This window comes from Streptomyces sp. NPDC048484 (assembly GCF_040651415.1).
GTDB lineage: Bacteria > Actinomycetota > Actinomycetes > Streptomycetales > Streptomycetaceae > Streptomyces.
Genome location: NZ_JBEZJY010000009.1, coordinates 222811 through 240717 on the forward strand (window position 1 = coordinate 222811; position 17907 = coordinate 240717).

Annotated in this window: 14 protein-coding genes and 1 riboswitch; of the genes, 3 read left to right on the top strand and 11 right to left on the bottom strand. The window is 71.1% G+C overall.

Annotation, left to right across the window (positions count from 1 at the left end; translation table 11 throughout):
* Window positions 1–3: 3 nt before the first annotated feature.
* A riboswitch (cyclic di-AMP (ydaO/yuaA leader) is annotated at window positions 4–174 on the bottom strand.
* Between the two features lie 201 nt (window positions 175–375).
* The 7 genes from AB0D14_RS12085 to AB0D14_RS12115 all read right to left on the bottom strand — a co-directional run bounded on the left by AB0D14_RS12085 (window position 376) and on the right by AB0D14_RS12115 (window position 9494).
* Entirely contained in the window at window positions 376–1281 is a 906-nt protein-coding gene (locus tag AB0D14_RS12085) for a transglycosylase family protein (protein WP_362777389.1), read from the bottom strand.
* A 230-nt stretch (window positions 1282–1511) separates the two neighbouring features.
* On the bottom strand, window positions 1512–2798 hold the full coding sequence (locus AB0D14_RS12090) for a cytochrome P450 (protein ID WP_362777391.1): 1287 nt from the start codon (window positions 2796–2798) through the stop codon (window positions 1512–1514).
* A 175-nt stretch (window positions 2799–2973) separates the two neighbouring features.
* Complete coding sequence (locus AB0D14_RS12095; RefSeq protein ID WP_362777393.1) at window positions 2974–3942, bottom strand: nucleoside triphosphate pyrophosphohydrolase; 969 nt, start codon at window positions 3940–3942, stop codon at window positions 2974–2976.
* 149 nt (window positions 3943–4091) lie between these two features.
* Window positions 4092–4739, bottom strand: a complete 648-nt coding sequence (locus AB0D14_RS12100; protein WP_362777395.1) for a SurA N-terminal domain-containing protein — start codon at window positions 4737–4739, stop codon at window positions 4092–4094.
* Between the two features lie 245 nt (window positions 4740–4984).
* Window positions 4985–6466, bottom strand: a complete 1482-nt coding sequence (locus AB0D14_RS12105) for a protein kinase (RefSeq protein WP_362777437.1) — start codon at window positions 6464–6466, stop codon at window positions 4985–4987.
* 38 nt (window positions 6467–6504) lie between these two features.
* Entirely contained in the window at window positions 6505–7149 is a 645-nt protein-coding gene (locus tag AB0D14_RS12110; protein WP_362777396.1) for a hypothetical protein, read from the bottom strand.
* Between the two features lie 170 nt (window positions 7150–7319).
* The gene (locus AB0D14_RS12115; protein ID WP_362777398.1) at window positions 7320–9494 is read right to left on the bottom strand and encodes an N-6 DNA methylase; all 2175 of its coding nucleotides are present in this window, start codon (window positions 9492–9494) and stop codon (window positions 7320–7322) included.
* Between the two features lie 151 nt (window positions 9495–9645).
* Here AB0D14_RS12115 and AB0D14_RS12120 point away from each other — a divergent pair, with 151 nt between their 5' ends.
* Window positions 9646–10368 carry a hypothetical protein gene (locus AB0D14_RS12120; protein ID WP_362777440.1) on the top strand — a complete coding sequence of 241 codons (723 nt, stop codon included), beginning with the start codon at window positions 9646–9648 and terminating at the stop codon, window positions 10366–10368.
* A 101-nt stretch (window positions 10369–10469) separates the two neighbouring features.
* Here AB0D14_RS12120 and AB0D14_RS12125 read toward each other — a convergent pair whose 3' ends face one another.
* The 3 genes from AB0D14_RS12125 to AB0D14_RS12135 form a co-directional block, all read right to left on the bottom strand.
* Complete coding sequence (locus tag AB0D14_RS12125) at window positions 10470–11249, bottom strand: N-acetyltransferase (protein WP_362777399.1); 780 nt, start codon at window positions 11247–11249, stop codon at window positions 10470–10472.
* Between the two features lie 88 nt (window positions 11250–11337).
* Window positions 11338–12054 (bottom strand): HNH endonuclease family protein, encoded by a 717-nt coding sequence (locus AB0D14_RS12130; RefSeq protein WP_362777401.1) that lies wholly within the window; start codon window positions 12052–12054, stop codon window positions 11338–11340.
* Between the two features lie 202 nt (window positions 12055–12256).
* Entirely contained in the window at window positions 12257–13093 is an 837-nt protein-coding gene (locus tag AB0D14_RS12135; protein ID WP_362777402.1) for a hypothetical protein, read from the bottom strand.
* Here AB0D14_RS12135 and AB0D14_RS12140 point away from each other — a divergent pair.
* Window positions 13085–13312 carry a hypothetical protein gene (locus AB0D14_RS12140; protein ID WP_362777404.1) on the top strand — a complete coding sequence of 76 codons (228 nt, stop codon included), beginning with the start codon at window positions 13085–13087 and terminating at the stop codon, window positions 13310–13312. The genes AB0D14_RS12135 and AB0D14_RS12140 overlap by 9 nt on opposite strands.
* 12 nt (window positions 13313–13324) lie before the next feature.
* The gene (locus AB0D14_RS12145) at window positions 13325–13957 is read left to right on the top strand and encodes a TetR/AcrR family transcriptional regulator (RefSeq protein ID WP_362777443.1); all 633 of its coding nucleotides are present in this window, start codon (window positions 13325–13327) and stop codon (window positions 13955–13957) included.
* Between the two features lie 142 nt (window positions 13958–14099).
* On the opposite strand, the gene mfd is transcribed toward AB0D14_RS12145, so the two are convergent.
* Window positions 14100–17663 (bottom strand): transcription-repair coupling factor, encoded by a 3564-nt coding sequence (mfd, locus tag AB0D14_RS12150; protein WP_362777405.1) that lies wholly within the window; start codon window positions 17661–17663, stop codon window positions 14100–14102.
* Window positions 17664–17907 lie beyond the last annotated feature (244 nt).

Genomic DNA, 17907 nt, shown 5'->3' on the forward strand with positions numbered 1-17907 from the left:
AAGTGATCCCCTCACCGACGCCTGCGAGGTGAGCTGTCGGGTTCGGGCCGAGTGAGTTGCCCGGCCGCGTGACACTGCCGTCACGCGGCTTAACCCCAAGCCGTGCCCGGCCTCAACGACCGGGTCCGGCACTTACCTTGGGTCCCCCGCTCCTGCCTACGGCGCATTACGCGACGACTGTTCCCGTACGGCCGTTGGCAGGATTCGGCGTGCGACCGTCGGGGCTCACCAATGGCGAGCGGTCACGACCGTAGACACGGGCCGCCCCGAAATTCAAAGACGATCAGGGGTGTTGAGATCCATCTCTCATTTTCACCAATCCGGACATTAACCGCGAACTGCCGCTGGTTTTCGCCCGATTCGGCAGCTTGGTCACTACTTGCTCGCGGTGGCTTCCTCGGCGAGGTCGACGCTCTGACCGGGGATGATGAAGTCCGGGTCGGCGCCGATGGCGTCCTTGTTGGCGGCGTAGAGCGACTCCCATCCGCCCTCGACCTCAAAGGAGTCGGCGATGCCCGAGAGGCTGTCCCCGGTGCGGATCACGTACGACCCCTCGGCGACGACGACACGCGAGTCGCTGTCCCCGCGCGAGGCGTGCCGGCCGGCGTAGTCGTCCGCGCGGGGAGCGGTGTCGGCGTCTTCGGCGCTGCCGCCGCGGTGACGGCCGGCGCTGTCCGCGTCGGTCGAAGCGTCGCCGTCCTGGGAGGACTCGTCGCTCTTCTCCGCGCCACCCTTGGAACTGCCGTCCAATCCCCGTGCGCCCGAGCCGGAGTCGTCCGCGGAATCCGAATCACTGTCCGCGGACGAGTCGGACTTCGTACCGTTGCTCGCCTCTGTCTCGTCCGGCTCGGCCGAAGGACTGGCGGAGTCCCCGGCGAGGCCCGTGTCGACGTCGGCGGAGTCGGAGTTCTGCGTCAGACCGGCGAGGAGACCACAGGTCGCCCAGGCACTCGTCCCCTGGTCCGCGAGGATCTTCTCGGCGACGGATATCTGCTGCGAGCGGCTGGCCTGGTCGGCGCTCGGCGCGTAGTCGAGGCCACCGTGCTCCTCCCAGGTCTCCTGGCTCATCTGGAGTCCGCCGTAGGACCCGTTGCCGGTGTCGGCGCTCCAGGAGCCGCCACTCTCGCACTCGGCGACCGCGTCCCAGGTCGTGCCGCTGGCGGCACTCGCACCGGTCGCGCCGAGCAGAGGGATCGCGATGGCCGATCCGGCCACACCCGCGGCGACAAGAAGCGCCGGGGCCTGGCGGGGGCGACGATGACGGCCGTTCCCGGTGAGCATGCGATTGCCTTTCACGTGACAGCAAGGAATGCGCACAGGGCGCAGCGGAGAGCTGCGCTCGTGCACTACTGCGACGGGTGAGACGTGCCGCATTGATGGGTGAACGTAGCGGCACTCGAACTCTTGTCACAAGTCGATGCAGGGCAGATAACGTGAAGATCACAAAGTTGACGAAGTCTCACGTGTCGTCGACTTCGATGCCAAGCACTCCCCGCGTCCTTTATGGACGCTTACGGCCTACCGCCCGGGGTGAACTCCACCGGAAGCGTGCGCAATCCACGCATGATGAGCCCCCCACGCCACCGCAAATCAGCTGAATCGCCCGCGAGTTGCAGGTCGGGCAGGCGAGTCAGCAACGTGGTCAGTGCGGTCCGGCCCTCCAGACGGGCGAGGGGCGCGCCGAGGCAGTAGTGGAGGCCGTGGCCGTAACCGAGGTGCTGGTTGTCACGGCGGGAGAGGTCGAGGGTGTCGGGGTCCTTGAACCGGTCAGGATCGCGGTCGGCCGCCGCGAGCACGACGAGCACGGGGTCACCGGAGGCGATGTCCTGCCCGCCGATACTGAGCGGTTCGGTGGCGAACCGCCAGGTGGCCAGCTCCACGGGCCCGTCGTAGCGGAGCAGTTCCTCCAGGCCGGTTTCGAGGAGGTCCGTCCGGCCGGCCGCCAGGGAGCTCTGCAGCCGCTGCCGTTGCCCGGGGTGGAGGAGCAGGGCGTGGACGCCGTTCCCGATCAAGTTCACGGTTGTCTCAAAACCAGCGAAGAGGAGGATGAAGGCCATCGCCGCGGCCTCGTTCTCGGTGAGGTGCTCGCCGTGGTCGGAGGCCCGGATGAGACCGGAGATGAGGTCCTCGCCCGGGGCGGGCTGGTCCGTGAGCTCCTCGCGCTTGCGGTGGATGAGCTCGGCGAGATAGCCGCGCATCTTCTTGACCGACCGGGCGACGCCGCCCCTCGGCCCTCCCCCGTGCCGGATCATCATCCCGGCCCAGTCCCGGAAGTCGTCCTGGTCCTCGCGCGGAACGCCGAGGAGGTCGCAGATGGCGTAGATGGGCAGTGGAAAGGCGAACTCGTGGATGAGGTCGGCCTCCCCCTTCTCCAGGAACCCGTCGATCAGTTGGTCCGTCAACTCCTGGACACGGGGTGCGAATTCGGCTACCCGCCGCGGCGTGAACGCCTTGCTGACGAGCCGCCGCAGACGGGTGTGGTCCGGCGGGTCGATGTTGAGCAGATGCGTCATCAGCTCGGCCTTCCGCTCCCCCGGAATGCCGGTCTTGCCCTTCGCGTGCGCGGGCTCGTCGTGATGGGCGGAGTTCTTGCTGAGCCGGGCGTCGGCGAGGGCCTGCTTCGCGTCCGCGTAACGGGTGACCAGCCATGCCTCCACCCCGCTGGGCAGCTTCGTTCGATGCACGGGGGCGTGCTCGCGGAGCCAGGCGTACGCCGGGTAGGGATTGGTTGCGAACTCCCAGGTGAAGAGTTCGGGGGCGGGGTGCCCCGCGGGCGGCTGTGCAGGCGTTTCGGTCACTCCTCGACGGTATCGGGAGGAGTGAGGAGAGCCTGCCGGGCGTCCTGCCTCAGCACCCGGGCTGGGAGCTCTTCCCGGCAGCCCTCGACGGAGCCCTCGGTGGAGGAGCGCGGCGGCGCCTCGCGGGTGGGTGTCACCCGTCGGGGGCCGGTCGGTCAGGCCTCCCCGGAACTCGTCAGGCCTCGCTCGCCCTTATTGCGTCCCGGTAGGCCCGGGCGGCCGCCCGCAGTGCCGCCTCCGGGTCCACGCCGTCCACCTCGGCCCGTACGGCCAGCGCCAGCAGTTCGTAGCCGACGCCCTCGCCCCGGGGCAGGGGCGCTTCCAGTCCCGCCGCACGCGCGCGGGACGCCAGTTTGGCGGCGAGCGCGAGGCCGGGCTGACCGAGCGGGACGCCCTCCGTGACGGACGTCCGCTGCTTCTCCTCGGCCTTGGTGCGCAGCCAGTGCTCCTTGACCTCCTCGGGTGTGGAGGCGGTCTCGTCGCCGAACACATGCGGATGCCGGTGGATCAGCTTGGTGACGATGCCAGCCGCCACGTCGTCGATGGAGAAGGGCTCCGACTGGTCCTCCGGGCTGCCCTCCTCGGCGATCCGGGAGTGGAAGACGACCTGGAGCAGTACGTCGCCGAGTTCCTCGCGCAGCTCGTGCCGGTCGCCCTCCTCGATGGCCTCGACGAGTTCGTACGCCTCCTCCAGGCCGTACTTGGCGAGTCCCTTGTGGGTCTGCTGGGACGACCAGGGGCACTCGACGCGGATGCGGTCCATGACCTGGACGAGGTCGAGGAGGCGGGCGCCCGGGAGGTCGTACGAGGCGGGGAGCAGTTCGAGGTCGGGCATCGGGACGCGCCCGGTGCCGGCCAGCCGGGACAGGCCGTCGGTCAGGCGCGGTTCGCCCTCGCCGGTGGCGACGACGATGACCGTGTGCCCGCCGGCACAGGCGTCGACCAGCTCCTGGGCGCCGGGCGCGGCCTCGTCGACCTGGAGGCCGGCCTCGCGCAGGTACGGCAGCTGGGGGTGGGCGCCGTCCGCGCACAGGACGCGGTCGGCGCCGTGCAGCGCCTGCCAGGCGGGCCAGGACAGGAGTCCGGGCGCGACGCGGTGGCTGGTGGTGAGCAGGACGATGCGCCCCGGGCTGGATGCGTTCACACCCCGAACGTAACCCACGCCACCGACATCAAGGTCACGTGCTGTGGACGGGAGGGGGCGGGAAAGGACGGGAGGGGACGGGACGGGTGGCCGGGTCATGGTGCCCGGGCCGGGGCCCGGGCTTCTGTCCTGGCTCGGGTGCCCGACGGCTATGCCGTCTCCTGGCTTCCGGCCGACGTGACCTCGCGCACCCATGGCAGCTTGGCGTCGACGCGGCTGCTCTTCTCGACGTCCCAGGTGCCGTAACGGGGGTTCAGGTCGACGTCCAGTTTCCTGGACGCCGCGGACAGTGCCTTCCAGAAGGCCGGCTGGCTGGTGTCCGTGCCGAGGCCGGTGGCGAGCTTCTGGGCCTCGATCTGGATACGGAGATTGTCGTCGAGCCGCTCGGGCGGGACTCCGTACTGCTGGAGCCAGGTCGTTTCCAGGGCCTTCGCGTTCCCCGCCTGCTGTTCCAGCCCGGTGCGGGCCTGCTGGACCTCCTTGCGGGTGACGGTCACGCCCGCGTCCTGGGAGGCCCGGTGCAGTACGCGGTCGAGCACCATGCTGTGCAGGGTGTCACGGCTGAGGCCGCCGGACTTGGCGATGGCCTGCTCGTACTGCGCCTCACCCGTGGTGGCGGCCCGCTGTGCGGTCCGTACCTCGTTCACCCGGTTCTCCAGCTGGGAGACGGTGATGCGCTCATCGCCGACGACGGCCGCGGCACCGGGGTGCGCGTCGTTGCCGCAGGCGGCGAGGAGAGGAGCCGCGGTGACGAGTGCGGCGGAGAGGAGGAGCGCGGTGCGACGGCGGCGGTGCAAGGAGAACCTCCTGTAGGAGATTGTGCGGCGGTGCACAAAGTCTTGCGGTGATCGATGGTAGGCAGGGGAGCGGCTCCCGGCCACCCATTCGACCCAACGATTCGCCTCGACTTCGGGCACCCCCGCGGAGTTTCCCTCATCCTCACGCGGCACGGCGGCCCAGCTGCGCAGCGGCACGGCTGAACCGGGGCACGGCAGAACGGCTGCACGGCGGCACAGCGGAACGGCGGCGCGAGCGCGCGAGGTCAGCCGCGGACCTGTCCCAGCCACTGGAGGGTCCGGCCGATCTCCGCGACCAGCGGATGGCCGGGGCCCCGCAGCCGTTCGACGTCGTACTGGAGCCGGACCAGTGTGTCGTGGGCGGCGGCCCGGTCGCCGAGGGCCAGGAGCAGATGCCCGATGCGGCGGCGTACTTCGAAGGAGAGTTCGGCGTCCTGGGCGACGTACTGGTTCTCGTAGTACGGCAGCAGCGCGCGGTACTCGGCGAGTGCGGCGGCGGGCTCGCCGAGCTGTTCGAGGCACTGGGCGGCCTCGTAGCGGAAGCGCAGGGACTGCGGGTCGGCCTGGCCGGCCTCGGTGGCCCGTTCGTCGGCGAGGCGGCGCAGTTCGGGCAGGGCGCGGCGGTACTGGCCGTCGTCCATCAGCGTGGCCGCGTACTGCTTGCGCAGGGTGCGCACGACCGGTGAGTGCTCGCCGTGCTGGGCGGCGGCGGCCGGGAGTATCTGACCGAGGATGTCGACGGCCTGGGTGATGCGGCCCTCGCCGAGGAGCCGCTTGACCTCGTCGACCGCTCCCGCGACGTCCGGCTTTTCGACGGTGGGCGCGGCCTGCGGTTGTGCCGCGGGAGTGCGGGCGCGGTCCGGCCAGGGGGCGTGCGGGCGCAGGAAGGGGCGTGTGGGGTCGAGCGGTCCGCCGGACGGGATGCCGCGCGCGGGGAGCAGCGGCAGCAGTTGCTCGTACGTCTCCTGGGCGGAGTCCGGGCGGTGCTGCGGGTCCTTGGAGAGCAGCCGCAGCACGAGGGCTTCGAGCGCCTCGGGAACCTCGGGGCGCAGCCGTCGGACCGGCAGGGGCGGCTCGTAGAGGTGGCGGTGCAGCACACCGAGTGCGGTGGAGCCCGAGAACGGCACGTCTCCGCTGAGGAGTTCGTGCATCAGCACCCCGAGCGCGTACAGGTCCGTGTACGGGCCGACCGCGCCGCCCATCGCCTGCTCGGGGGCCATGTAGGCGGGTGATCCGATGGGGGAGCCGGTGTGCGTCAGACGGGTCGTGTCCGTGTCCATCACCGAGGCGACGCCGAGGTCGAGGACGGTGACCGTGCCGTCCTGCTTGATCATCACGTTCCGCGGCTTGAGGTCGCGGTGGACGATCGGCACGGCGTGCACCGCGGAGAGCACGGCGCACAGTTGTGCGGCGACCGCGACGGCCCACTGCCAGGGGTAGGGGTCGTGCTCGGCGAGGTGGTCGGAGAGGTCGGCCCCGTCGACGTACTGCATGACGAGGAACAGCTCCTCGCCCTCGCTGCCCGCGTCGTGGACCGTGACCAGGCCGGGGTGGTCGACCTGGGCGGTGACGCGGCACTCGCGTACGAAGCGGCGGCGCAGTTCGTCGGCCTCCTGGCCCGCGACCTTGTCCGGCCGCAGCAGTTTGACCGCGACGCGCCGGTCCAGCCGCTGGTCGTATCCCGTCCACACCTGGCCCATGCCGCCCTGTCCGATGAGCGTGGACAGTTCGTAGCGGTCGGTGATCACCCGTCCCGACGCCACGGTCACCTGCCGTCCTCGTGCTTGCGGAGATAGTCGCTCAGCTCGTCGAGCTCGGCGCGCACCTGGTCGATACGGGCGGGCGCGGGCCGCTGCGGCGGCGGGGTCGGCGCGGCGGCCTGCGGTTGGGACTGGGGTTGGGACTGGGGTTGGGGGTGAAGCTGGGGCTGGAGGTGGGGCTGGGGTATCGGGGCCATCGGCGGCACCGGCGTGTGCGGACCGGTCGCGGCGGCGTACGGCTGCTGCGGGTAGCCGTACGTGTGCGCCGGGGGCGGCTGGTGCCGGGCGTATCCCGCGTACGCGTAGCTCAGTTCGTGGAAGTGGCGGATCTCCGCCGCGAGGTAGTACGAGATCACGACCACGAGCGAGCCGAAAAGCAGGGCGAGACCGGTCCAGCCGCCCAGGGTGTGGATTTCTTTCCCGGGCTCGGTCCCGATCAGGACGAGGCCGAGGGACTCGGCCGCGAAGGTGGCCACGAGGAGGCCCCAGTCGAGGGACTTACGGGTCAGGAGCGCCAGGCGCAGCATCATCGTCCAGCCGAGCAGGCCGAAGCTGCACACCGAGATGACCACGAAGAGCACGCGCAGGAAGACCAGCAGCCCGGTCGGGGGTGGCGGCTTCACCGACTGCGCCTGGCCGTGGCCTTGCATGGTTGCTCCTGGAGGCCTGTTGGGACGGACGGGAGTACGGACGTGCGAGTTACGGACGTGCGAGTGCTGAGTCCGCGTGCGGAGTCCGAGCGTATAGGCCGACAAGGACAACCGGTCCAGGGTTGTACCGAACCGTTGTCGTGCTGGTCATCGCGTCCGTCCCAGGGGCCTCAGCCGGGTTCGACGGTGCCGTCCGTCAGTCCGTCGTACATGCCGCGGACCAGCTGTTCACCGAGGCGGCCCGCGAGCCGCAGCGCCTCCTCGAACTCGGCCAGCGCACGGAACCGTTCGCCGTACGCGCGCTGTTGTTCCAGCGGAAGCCTGGGCAGTTGCAGGCGGCGCACGTCGAGCCGGGTCGCGGTGGACGCATAGCTGCTGGCCTGGCGGTTGTTGGCGGTGCCGCGCAGGAACCCGGCGAGGAACCACGGGTCGAGGGCGGCCGGATCGGGCCGCAGCAGCGCGAGGTTGCGGCCGAGGGCGGCGCCCGCGGTCGCCTCGTCGACCACGCGCGCGATGGAGCCGCCGCCGAGCACGGGCACGACGACATCGCCGGGCTCGGTCAGTACGGGTTCCGCGTCGCTCTCGGCAGGCGTGCCGGAGGTCGCTGTTCCGGAGAATGCTGTTCCTGAAGATGCTGTTCCGGAAAATGCCGTGCCCGAAGGTGCCGTGCCGGCGAGGACGTCGTGGTCGGTGAGGACAGGCACGCGCGTGTGCTCGCCGCTTCCTCCCGCACGCGGCTCGTTTCCTCCGGTACGCAGCTGGAGTGCGCCCCCGCGCGCGAGTTCGCCGATCGTGGTGAGCGGCCGGCGGTCAGGCCGGCGTGGGTCGGCGGCGGGCGGGGTGAGGCGGCCGGTGAGCCGGAGGGTCTCGCCCAGCCGTTCGCGTACGCTCGCCAGCTGTTCGGCGCCGCCGCCGGCCTCGGGGGGCGGCAGATGGCGGGCAGGGGCCAGGTCGACGTCGTCGTCGAGTAGTTCGATGACCGGCACGGAGCGGCTGAGGCCCGGCTGCTCCGGCGCGGTGCCGGCCCGGTCGAAGGGGCGCCAGGCGTCGAGGACGGCGGTGCGCACGGCCTGCCAGTCGAGGCCGCCGCGGCTGTCCGCGGTGAACACACCGGTGTCGGCGAGCAGCACCTCGGGCTGCGCGGGCTGAGCGGTGACGACGGGTTTGCGCAGCACCCACAGGTGCAGCGGGAGGTTGTACGGGGGTGCCGCGCCGGGCGGCAGGGCGATCACCGCGCGCAGGGCGCCGCGGCGCAGCAGGTCGGCGCGGATGCGGCGGCCGGAGCGGCGGGAGGCAGCGGCGGGAGGCATCAGGAGGACGGCGACGCCGCCTTCCTTGAGACGAGCCAACGCGTGCTGCACCCAAGCGAGTTCGGACTCGGTGCGGGCCGGGAAGCCGTACTCCCAGCGGGGGTCGTAGGCGAGTTCGTCGTGGCCCCAGTTGCGCTCGTTGAACGGCGGGTGGCACAGGACGGCGTCGGCCCTGAGGCTCCCGTACGCGTCCTCGCGCAGGGTGTCGGCGGCGGCGGTGCGCACGGTGGCCCGGGTGTGGAGGGCGAGGCGCAGTGCCGTCAGGGCCGCCAGCTCGGGTGCGCTGTCCTGGCCGTAGAGGCGCTGGTCCTCGGTGGCCGACGCGCTCTGTGCGGCGGCCACCTCGCGCAGCAGGGCGCCGGTGCCGCACGCCGGGTCGAGGACGGCCGTGGCGGGTCCGGCGAGGTCGGCCATCAGTGCGGCGAGGCCGGTCGGCGTGAGCGTGTACTGGCGCGGGTTCGCGTCGAGGTGCCGGCCGAGCAGGAACTCGTACGCCTTGCGGGCGCCCAGCTCGGCGGCGAGGTCGGCGGCGGCGCGCAACAAGGGGGCGGAGGGCCGCAGGAGGTCGGCGGTCGGCGTGGCGACGGCCCGCTTGCGGATCGCTCCGAAGCGTGGGGTGAGGACCTGGTCCAGGGGCGCGGGCAGCAGCTCGGCGAGGCGGTCGTCGGAGCCGGCGCTCAGCTCCAGCCAGACCGTGGGTCGGTCATGGACGAGCAGGAGGGCACAGCCGACGTGGACCAGGGCGGCGACGGGGCCCTGCGGGTGGCCGGCGATCTGCTGCCAGACGCGTTCGCGCAGGGGAACCTCGGCCAGTTTGCCCTGGGCACGCAACCAGTCCTCGACCTCGGCGAGCGCGAAGGAGGGGCTGGTCTCGGTGCCGCCCACAGGCTTGGGGAAGTCGGCGTGGCGGCGGCGCCAGTTACTGACGGCCGCGCGCCCGACTCCGGCGAGCCGGGCGATCCCGGCTGCGGTGACCTCGGTCCCGTTCTCCTGCACCGGCCTGGCTCCCGTCGTCTGGTGTGTGGCGTCGAGCATATCGACGTACGCAAGGTCCCCCCATTCACGGCCGTGTACTCCACCACTCCTGTGAATCATGTTGACTCGGTTCACAGGCTCTGCTGTGATTGACCCATCGGAAAACGGCCGCCGCAAGAAGGAGGCCGTCGGCTTCTGGGAGGGGACTGTCATGGGCGCCAAGGTCAAGATCGCGCTGGGGGTTGTCGTGAGTGTCGTCGTCATCGGCGCGGTGTCGGCGAACGCGGACGGCGACGGGGACGGCGGTTCCGGCGGCAGCGGCAAGGGCTCCGCGGCCTCCGCCGAGCACAAGTCCGGCAAGAAGACCGGCGCCGGCTCGGACGGGGACACGAAGAGTGACGCCAAGGCGGGCAAGGCGGGCAAGGCCGGGAAGAAGGCGGCGTTCGAGGGCGACGGCGACTTCGAGGTCGGCACCGACATACAGCCCGGTACCTACCGGACCACCGGCAACACCGACGACCTCTGCTACTGGGAGCGCTCCAAGGACGCCTCGGGCGAGATGGACTCGATCCTCGCCAACGAGAACGTCAGCGGCACCAGTTACGTGACCATCCTGAAGACCGACCAGCTCTTCAAGTCGAGCGGCTGCAAGGACTGGGAGACCGTCGACGCGAAGGCGTCCGGGACACCGGCCACGCAGATCAAGGGCAGCGGCGGGATGCACAGAGTCGGCGTCGACATCGCACCGGGCACGTACAGGTCCACCGGCAACACCGACGACCTCTGTTACTGGGAACGGACCAAGGACGCCTTCCAGTCGACGGACTCGATCCTCGCGAACAACAACGTGTCCGGCTCGGCCGTCGTGACCATCGCCCCCGGGGACGCGTACTTCAAGACCACGGGCTGCCAGGACTGGAAGAAGACCGGCTGACGGCACGCCACAGAGGTCCCCCGGGGTGCGCCTTCACGGGTGCGCCCCGTCGGGCATTTTCCACAAGGGCAGGGCAGGCCTCAACAAGGGCAGGGCAGGCCTCAAAGGGCGTGCCGTACCCACACGTTGGGCTCGACGTACACCGCGTATCCGCGTGCCGGCTCGCAGTGCACCGGTACCAGCGCGCCGGGCACCTCGATCTGACCCTCCTTGTCGAACGGCAGGCCCGTCCACCCGCGCCACTCGTCGAGCGACGCGGCGACGGTCATCGACGCCGGGGCCACCGCCTCGATACGCGCGCCCGCCCGGACGTGGACCCGCAGCCACGGGTCGTGCGGCAGTCCGTCGTCGCGCGTCCGGAACGCGTACTCCTCCATCGCCGAACGCGGCTCCAGATGCTTCGCGCTCGGCCGCACCGGCGCGACGACCTGGCCGAAGCCTTTCGCCCGGGCGTTGTCGCGCATCGCGGAGAGCATCCGTGCCGACAGGCCGGTTCCCTGCGCGTGCGGGGCAACCACGACCGAGATGGCGCTGACCGTGTCGGGGGTGGTGCCGTGGCGCAGGTCCCCGAACGCCCACACCACCACCTCGTCCCAGCCCCGCGCCGGCAGTGCGCCCAAGCCCTCACCCTCGCCTCCGCCTCCGCTCCCGCTCCCGCTCCCGCTCCCGAGGGCGAACGGCACGCTGTAGGCGTGCGCGACCACCTCACCGCTCTCGTCCTCGGCGAACAGCACGTACTCCGGCAGTTCCCTGGCGATCCGGCCGTAGTGCGCGTTGCCGACGAGGTCGTTGCGCAGGAACTCGGGCCAGGTGTCGGCCATCGCCGTCACCCGGCCGTACATCTCCGGACACTCGGCGAGGCTCGCGATTCTCAGCACCATGCCCGACACGGTAGGCATCGACCCGGCCCCGGTGGAACCGATTTCGCCCGACCCGGTCCTGTCGAGGGCTCCGGCAGGCCGGTCCCTCTCAGCCCGCGTGGAACCGGCTCGGCGCCTGGGTCGAGGTACCGCCCGCGGGGAGCTTCTGCCCGGGGCAGGAGGACAGCACCTTCTTCATCGCGGCCTTCTCCGCGGACGTGACCCACAGCTCGTATTTCTTCTTCACGGCCACCTGCCGGGCCACGTACGTGCATCGGTACGCCTTGTGGGGCGGCAGCCAGGTCGCGGTGTCCCCGTCACCCTTGCTGCGGTTGCGGCCGGCGTCGACGGCGAGGAGGTTCAGCGGGTCGTTGGCCAGCGCTATCCGCTTGCTCGCGTCCCACTTCTGGGCGCCCTTCTGCCAGGCGTCCGACAGCGCGACGAGATGGTCTATGTCGACCTCGCTGCGGCCGCCACGTACGAAGGTGACGTCCTCGTCGGTGTACGGATCGGGATCGAGCCTGCCCGACCGGATACTGCACTTGCCGTCGCTGAACTTCACGTCCTCCAGGTCCCGTTTGAGAATGTCGTCGCGGGTGTCGCAGCCGTTCGAGTCGGTGTCCGCCCAGGGGCTGCCGAACTCGCCCCGGTCGTATCCCGTCTTGGGCGCCCTCCCCTTGACGGTCAGCGAGTCGACGGCGGTGAGGGCCGCTCCGCCCGCGCCCGCCGTCTCCTGAGGTCCGGCGGCACCGGTCGTCTCCGCGGCACAGCCGGTCGCGGCGAGCAGCAGGGCCGCGACGCCTGCGGTCCTGGTCCAGAACGTCACGGACGCTCCCTTTCCTTGTTTGCCCATGTCCGCCCTGAGCGGGCGGTCTTCCTGCGCATCACGGTACTGGCCCGGGGGTTGGAACAAGAGCGCGGGAGAACGGACGCGGAAGGACTTCGGCGGCAAGCGGCGCACCACCGGCGTGACCGGGGTGGTGAGGTACCCCCGGCCCCCGCGGCCGAACCGTCCCGCATCGCATCCCTCATACCTTTCCGATCCCCAGCGTCGTCTCCGACGGCAGCAGCCCCGACCCGAGTACGGCTACCCAGTACTCGCCGAGCAAGTCGGCGAGTCGGCCGGTGGCATCCGGTCCCAGTGCCCGCCAGGGTGCGGCGGCCAGTTCGTCGGTGCGGCGCTCCACTTCCCGGCGAAGGACGCGGCCGGCGTCCGTCGCGGTGCCGTCCTCGCTCAAGAGCCCACGGGCGACGAGCCGTCCGCTGGCTGCCGACCACTCCTCCTTTCTCCACCCCCGGCTCTCGAACCGCTCCACGGAAGCGGCACCGATCGCCGCGAACGAGACGAGCGACTCGATCGGATCGAGGCCCGCAACGAGCAGCGCGGCGAGGTGGCCGTCCCCGCGGTGCTCGCGCAGGATCGTCGCCGCATGCCACAACTGCCGGTGCGGGGCCGTCGGCCAGGGCAACTCGGCGTTGGCAGCGGCCAGGGGGCGGCCGGCCAGGTCGACGGCCTCGGCCGCGCGGCGGGCCAGGGCGGCGGCCTCAGCGAGTTCCGCGCTGTCGACGCGGTCGCCGAATATCGCCCGGTACGCCCGGTCGATGCCCCGCTCCCGTGCCTCGACCACCGCCCCGGGACTCGCGATGCCCCACGCCGGGTCCATGTGCCCGGCGACCATGTCCGGGCTGAAGCTGTAGAAGGCGGAGGAGACCCGCCCGCTTCCGACAGCCCCCAACGGTGCGGCACGCAGGGGGAAGTAGCTCGGCCAGCGCTCGCCGACCCCGAAGCCGAGCACGGCCATCTCCGCGAAGACCTCCGGCGCGTAATACAGCACGGCGTGCAGCGGTTCGATCAGATGCCACATCTGACGCACCCTGCCGAGCCCGATCCCACCGCCGGCCGGCCCCGCCCCGCCGGCTCCGCCATCGCCATCGCCATCGCCATCGCCATCGATACCGGTACCGCCGCCACCAACGTCCGCCGTCATGACACGTCCCCCTCGTCCGTTCCCGTACATCCCCGCACAGCCGACAACTTGACACCGTCTAGATTGCCCGTCGCCGCCGAACTTGTCAATGCCTAGATTCCGCGTACGCTGCCGACCATGACGAGTGACACCCCTGACGCCCCTGACGCCCGTGACACCCCGCCTCCCCCGGCCGGGTCGGGCCGTCGCGCGTACCACCACGGCGATCTGCGGCGTGCGATCCTGACGGCGGCGCTGGACGTCATCTCCGCCGACGGCCCTTCCGCACTGAGCCTGCGCGACCTCGCCCGTCGCGCCGGGGTCTCGCACGCGGCACCGGCCCACCACTTCAAGGACCGCACGGGTCTGCTCACGGCCATCGCGGCGGAGGGGTACGGGCTACTGGCGACCGCGCTCACCGACGCCGCTGATCTGCGCGACGCGGGCGTCCGTTACGTGCGCTTCGCGCGCGAACACTCCGCGCACTTCCAGGTGATGTTCACGCCGGAGCTGTTGCGTGAGAACGACCTGGAGCTGACCACCGCCAGAGCCCTGGCCGGCGAGGGCCTGCGCAACGCCGTCTCCGCCGTCCCGACGGAGGGCCGCGGCGCCGACGCGCGCCTCGCGGGCGTCGCCGCCTGGTCCCTGGCCCACGGCTTCGCGACGCTCCTGCTGAGCCACAACCTGAACGGTCCGGTGGGCGACCAGGACCCGGAAGAGGTGTTCCGCGCGATCACGAGCCTGCTCTTCCGGTCCACATGACGTCGCAGGTCTACGGGACGTCACAGGCCAGCGTGACGTCACCGGCCGGCGCGGCTCCGGCCTGCATGCCTGACAAGACCTGCATGCCCGACAAGACCGCGTACCTGACGAGGCCTGCGTACCCGACGAGGCGCCGCGAACCTCACGACCCCAGAATCGAAGCCAGGAACTCCCCCGTCCACCCCAGCAACTCCCGTCCGACCAGCGGCTTTCCGCCGACCTTTGCCGTCTTGGGGCGGGGGACCAGGACCTGACGGGCGGACACCTTGATCACCGTGCCCGGGTACAGACGCTGGAGCCGCAGCTCCTGCGACTCCCGCAACTCCACCGGCGCGAAGCGGATGTTGTTGCCCTGGAGGACGACGTCGCCGACGCCGCACGCCCGTGCGAGCATCCGCAGCCCGGCCACCAGGAGCAGGTTCTCCACCGGCTCGGGCAGCTTCCCGTACCGGTCGACGAGTTCCTCGCGGACGGCCTTGATGTCCTCCTCGGAGTTGACCGAGGCGATCGAGCGGTAGGCCTGCAGGCGCAGCCGCTCGCCCGGCGCGTAGTCGTGCGGGACGTGCGCGTCGACCGGGAGCTCGATCTTGACCTCCAGCGGCGGCTGCTCGTCCAGAGATCCACCGCCCTCCATGGAGGCGCGGTAGTCCGCCACCGCCTCGCCCACCATGCGTACGTACAGGTCGAAGCCGACTCCGGCGATGTGCCCGGACTGCTCGCCGCCCAGCAGGTTTCCGGCGCCGCGGATCTCCAGGTCCTTCATCGCCACGTACATGCCCGCGCCCATCTCCGTGTGCTGGGCGATGGTCGCGAGGCGTTCGTGGGCCGTCTCCGTGAGCGGCTTCTCCGGGGGGTAGAGGAAGTAGGCGTATCCGCGCTCGCGGCCACGGCCCACCCGGCCGCGCAGCTGGTGCAGCTGGGAGAGGCCGAAGTTGTCGCCGCGCTCCACGATCAGCGTGTTCGCGTTCGCGATGTCGATGCCCGATTCCACGATGGTCGTGGAGACGAGGACGTCGAACTTCTTCTCCCAGAAGTCGACGACCACCTGTTCGAGGGCCTGTTCGGACATCTGGCCGTGGGCCGTCGCGATGCGCGCCTCCGGCACGATCTCGCGCAGCCGGGACGTGGCCCGGTCGATCGACTCGACACGGTTGTGGATATAGAAGACCTGGCCCTCCCGCAGCAGCTCCCTGCGGATCGCGGCGCCGATCTGCTTCTCCTCGTACGGGCCGACGAAGGTCAGCACCGGGTGCCGTTCCTCCGGGGGGGTCGTGATCGTCGACATCTCCCTGATGCCCGTCACCGCCATCTCCAGCGTGCGCGGGATCGGGGTCGCGGACATGGTCAGTACGTCCACGTTCGCGCGCAGCTTCTTCAGCTGCTCCTTGTGCTCGACGCCGAACCGCTGCTCCTCGTCGACGACGACGAGTCCCAGGTCCTTGAACTTGGTCTCCGAGGAGAAGAGGCGGTGGGTGCCGATGACCAGGTCCACCGAGCCCTCCCGCAGGCCCTCCAGGGTCGCTTTCGCCTCGGTGTCGGACTGGAAGCGCGACAGGGCCCGTACGTTGACGGGGAACTGCGAGTAGCGCTCGCTGAACGTCCCGAAGTGCTGCTGCACCAGCAGGGTGGTGGGCACGAGGACGGCGACCTGCTTGCCGTCCTGGACCGCCTTGAAGGCGGCGCGGACCGCGATCTCCGTCTTGCCGTAGCCGACGTCGCCGCAGACCAGCCGGTCCATCGGGACCGTCTTCTCCATGTCCTCCTTGACCTCGGCGATGGTCGTGAGCTGGTCGGGCGTCTCGGTGTACGGGAACGCGTCCTCCAGCTCGCGCTGCCAGGGCGTGTCGCCGCCGAAGGCATGGCCCGGAGCCGCCATCCGGGCCGAGTACAGCCTGATCAGGTCCGCCGCGATCTCCTTGACGGCCTTCTTGGCGCGCGCCTTGGTCTTCGTCCAGTCGGCGCCGCCTAGGCGGTGCATCGTCGGGGACTCGCCGCCCACGTACTTGGTGATCTGTTCCAGCTGGTCCGTGGGGATGTACAGGCGGTCGCCGGGCTGGCCGCGCTTGGCGGGCGCGTACTCGACGACGAGGTACTCGCGGGTCGCGCTCTGCACGGTCCGCTGGACCATCTCGATGTAGCGGCCGACGCCGTGCTGCTCGTGGACGATGTAGTCGCCCGTCTCCAGGGTCAGCGGGTCGATGGTCTTGCGGCGGCGGGCCGGCATCCGGGCGCCGTCCTTGCCGGCGGCCTTCTGTCCGGTGAGGTCGGTCTCGGTCAGCACGGCGAGCCTGAGCGCCGGATCGACGAACCCGTAGTCGATCGAGCCGCAGGAGACCTGCACGACCGAGGGGGCCAGCTCGCCGAGCTCCGACTCCAGACGGGCCGCGATGCCCTCACCGCCGAGCACCTCGACGGTACGGGCCGCCGGGCCGTGCGCCTCGGTGACGAACACCGTGCGCCAGCCGTCCGCGAGCCAGCCCTTGGTGTCGGCGAGGGCCTTGGCGGTGTCGCCCCGGTAGGTCTCGGGCGCGTGCATCCCGAGTTTCAGGGTGTCCGCATCGCCCGCGCCGGCCGCAGATGTCTCCGTCAGCTCTTCGTCGGCCGCGAACTGCGACACCGACCACCACATCATGTCCAGCTCGCGGGCCCGCTCCCGTACATCCGCGATGGACCACAGGGACGCCGCGTCGACGTCGATCGGGGCCTCGCCGCCACCCGCCGTCGCCGCCCAGGACGCCTGCAGGAACTCCTGCGAGGTCGCCACCAGGTCCGCGGCGCGCGTGCGCACCCGCTCCGGATCGCACACGAGGCCCATGGACCCCTTGGGCAGCACGTCGATGAGCAGTTCCATGTCGTCGACGAGGACGGGCGCGAGGGACTCCATGCCCTCGACCGCGATGCCCTCAGCGATCTTGCCAAGCAGTTCGCCCAGCTCGGGGTGGTCCTCCGCGAGACGGGCGGCCCTCGCCCGTACGTCGTCCGTGAGCAGCAGTTCGCGGCAGGGCGGCGCCCACAGCCCGTGCCCGGCGACCTCCAGGGACCGCTGGTCGGCGACCTTGAAGTAGCGGATCTCCTCGACGTCGTCGCCCCAGAACTCCACGCGCAGCGGGTGCTCCTCGGTGGGCGGGAAGACGTCCAGGATCCCGCCCCGTACGGCGAACTCGCCGCGCTTCTCGACCAGCTCGACCCGGGCGTACGCGGCTGCCGCGAGGGCTTCCACGATGGTGCCGAGGTCGGCGTTCTGGCCGGTCCGCAGGGCTACGGGCTCCAGGTCGCCGAGGCCCTTGACCTGGGGCTGGAGGACCGAGCGGACCGGGGCGACCACCACGGAGACCGGGCCGGTCTCCGGGTCGTCGGGGCGTGGGTGGGTGAGCCTGCGCAGGACGGCGAGCCTGCGGCCCACGGTGTCGCTGCGCGGGGACAGCCGCTCGTGCGGCAGCGTCTCCCAGGAGGGGTACTCCACGACCGTGTCGGGCGGCAGCAGTGACCGCAGGGCCGCCGCCAGGTCCTCGGCCTCGCGGCCGGTGGCCGTGACCGCCAGCACCGTGCGCCCCGCCTCCCTGGCCAGCGCCGCCACCGCGAACGGCCTGGCGGCGGGCGGGCCGACCAGGTCGACGTGCATGCGGTTGCCGTCGCCGGCGGCCTTCACCGCTTCGGTGAGTGCGGCGTCCTTGACGACGGCGTCGAGCAGACCGTGCAGGCTCATGAAGGGGTTTCCGTCCGAGGATCTGAAGGAGTGGCTGGAGGGTGGGCGAAGGGGTGGGCAACACGAGCCGCCCGACACGTCTGACGGGCCGGGGGTGTCCAGGGTACGACGCCTTGCTCCTGGCCGCCCGCGCCTGTGGATACCGGGCCTTTCCTCGCCCCCGCCGCCCCTGCCCGTCCCGTCCCTGGGGGCTCCGCCCCCAGACCCCCGTTGCGCAGTTCCCCGCGCCCCTAGGGGCCCCTAG

Bases quoted from the DNA above. Each gene is read 5' to 3' on its own strand.
- AB0D14_RS12135 (WP_362777402.1), bottom strand. From the start codon at position 13,093: ATGTGGCATCTGATCGAACCGCTGCACGCCGTGCTGTATTACGCGCCG.
- AB0D14_RS12115 (WP_362777398.1), bottom strand. From the start codon at position 9,494: ATGCTCGACGCCACACACCAGACGACGGGAGCCAGGCCGGTGCAGGAG.
- AB0D14_RS12120 (WP_362777440.1), top strand. From the start codon at position 9,646: ATGGGCGCCAAGGTCAAGATCGCGCTGGGGGTTGTCGTGAGTGTCGTC.
- mfd (WP_362777405.1), bottom strand. From the start codon at position 17,663: ATGAGCCTGCACGGTCTGCTCGACGCCGTCGTCAAGGACGCCGCACTC.
- AB0D14_RS12110 (WP_362777396.1), bottom strand. From the start codon at position 7,149: ATGCAAGGCCACGGCCAGGCGCAGTCGGTGAAGCCGCCACCCCCGACC.
- AB0D14_RS12125 (WP_362777399.1), bottom strand. From the start codon at position 11,249: ATGGTGCTGAGAATCGCGAGCCTCGCCGAGTGTCCGGAGATGTACGGC.
- AB0D14_RS12085 (WP_362777389.1), bottom strand. From the start codon at position 1,281: ATGCTCACCGGGAACGGCCGTCATCGTCGCCCCCGCCAGGCCCCGGCG.
- AB0D14_RS12140 (WP_362777404.1), top strand. From the start codon at position 13,085: ATGCCACATCTGACGCACCCTGCCGAGCCCGATCCCACCGCCGGCCGG.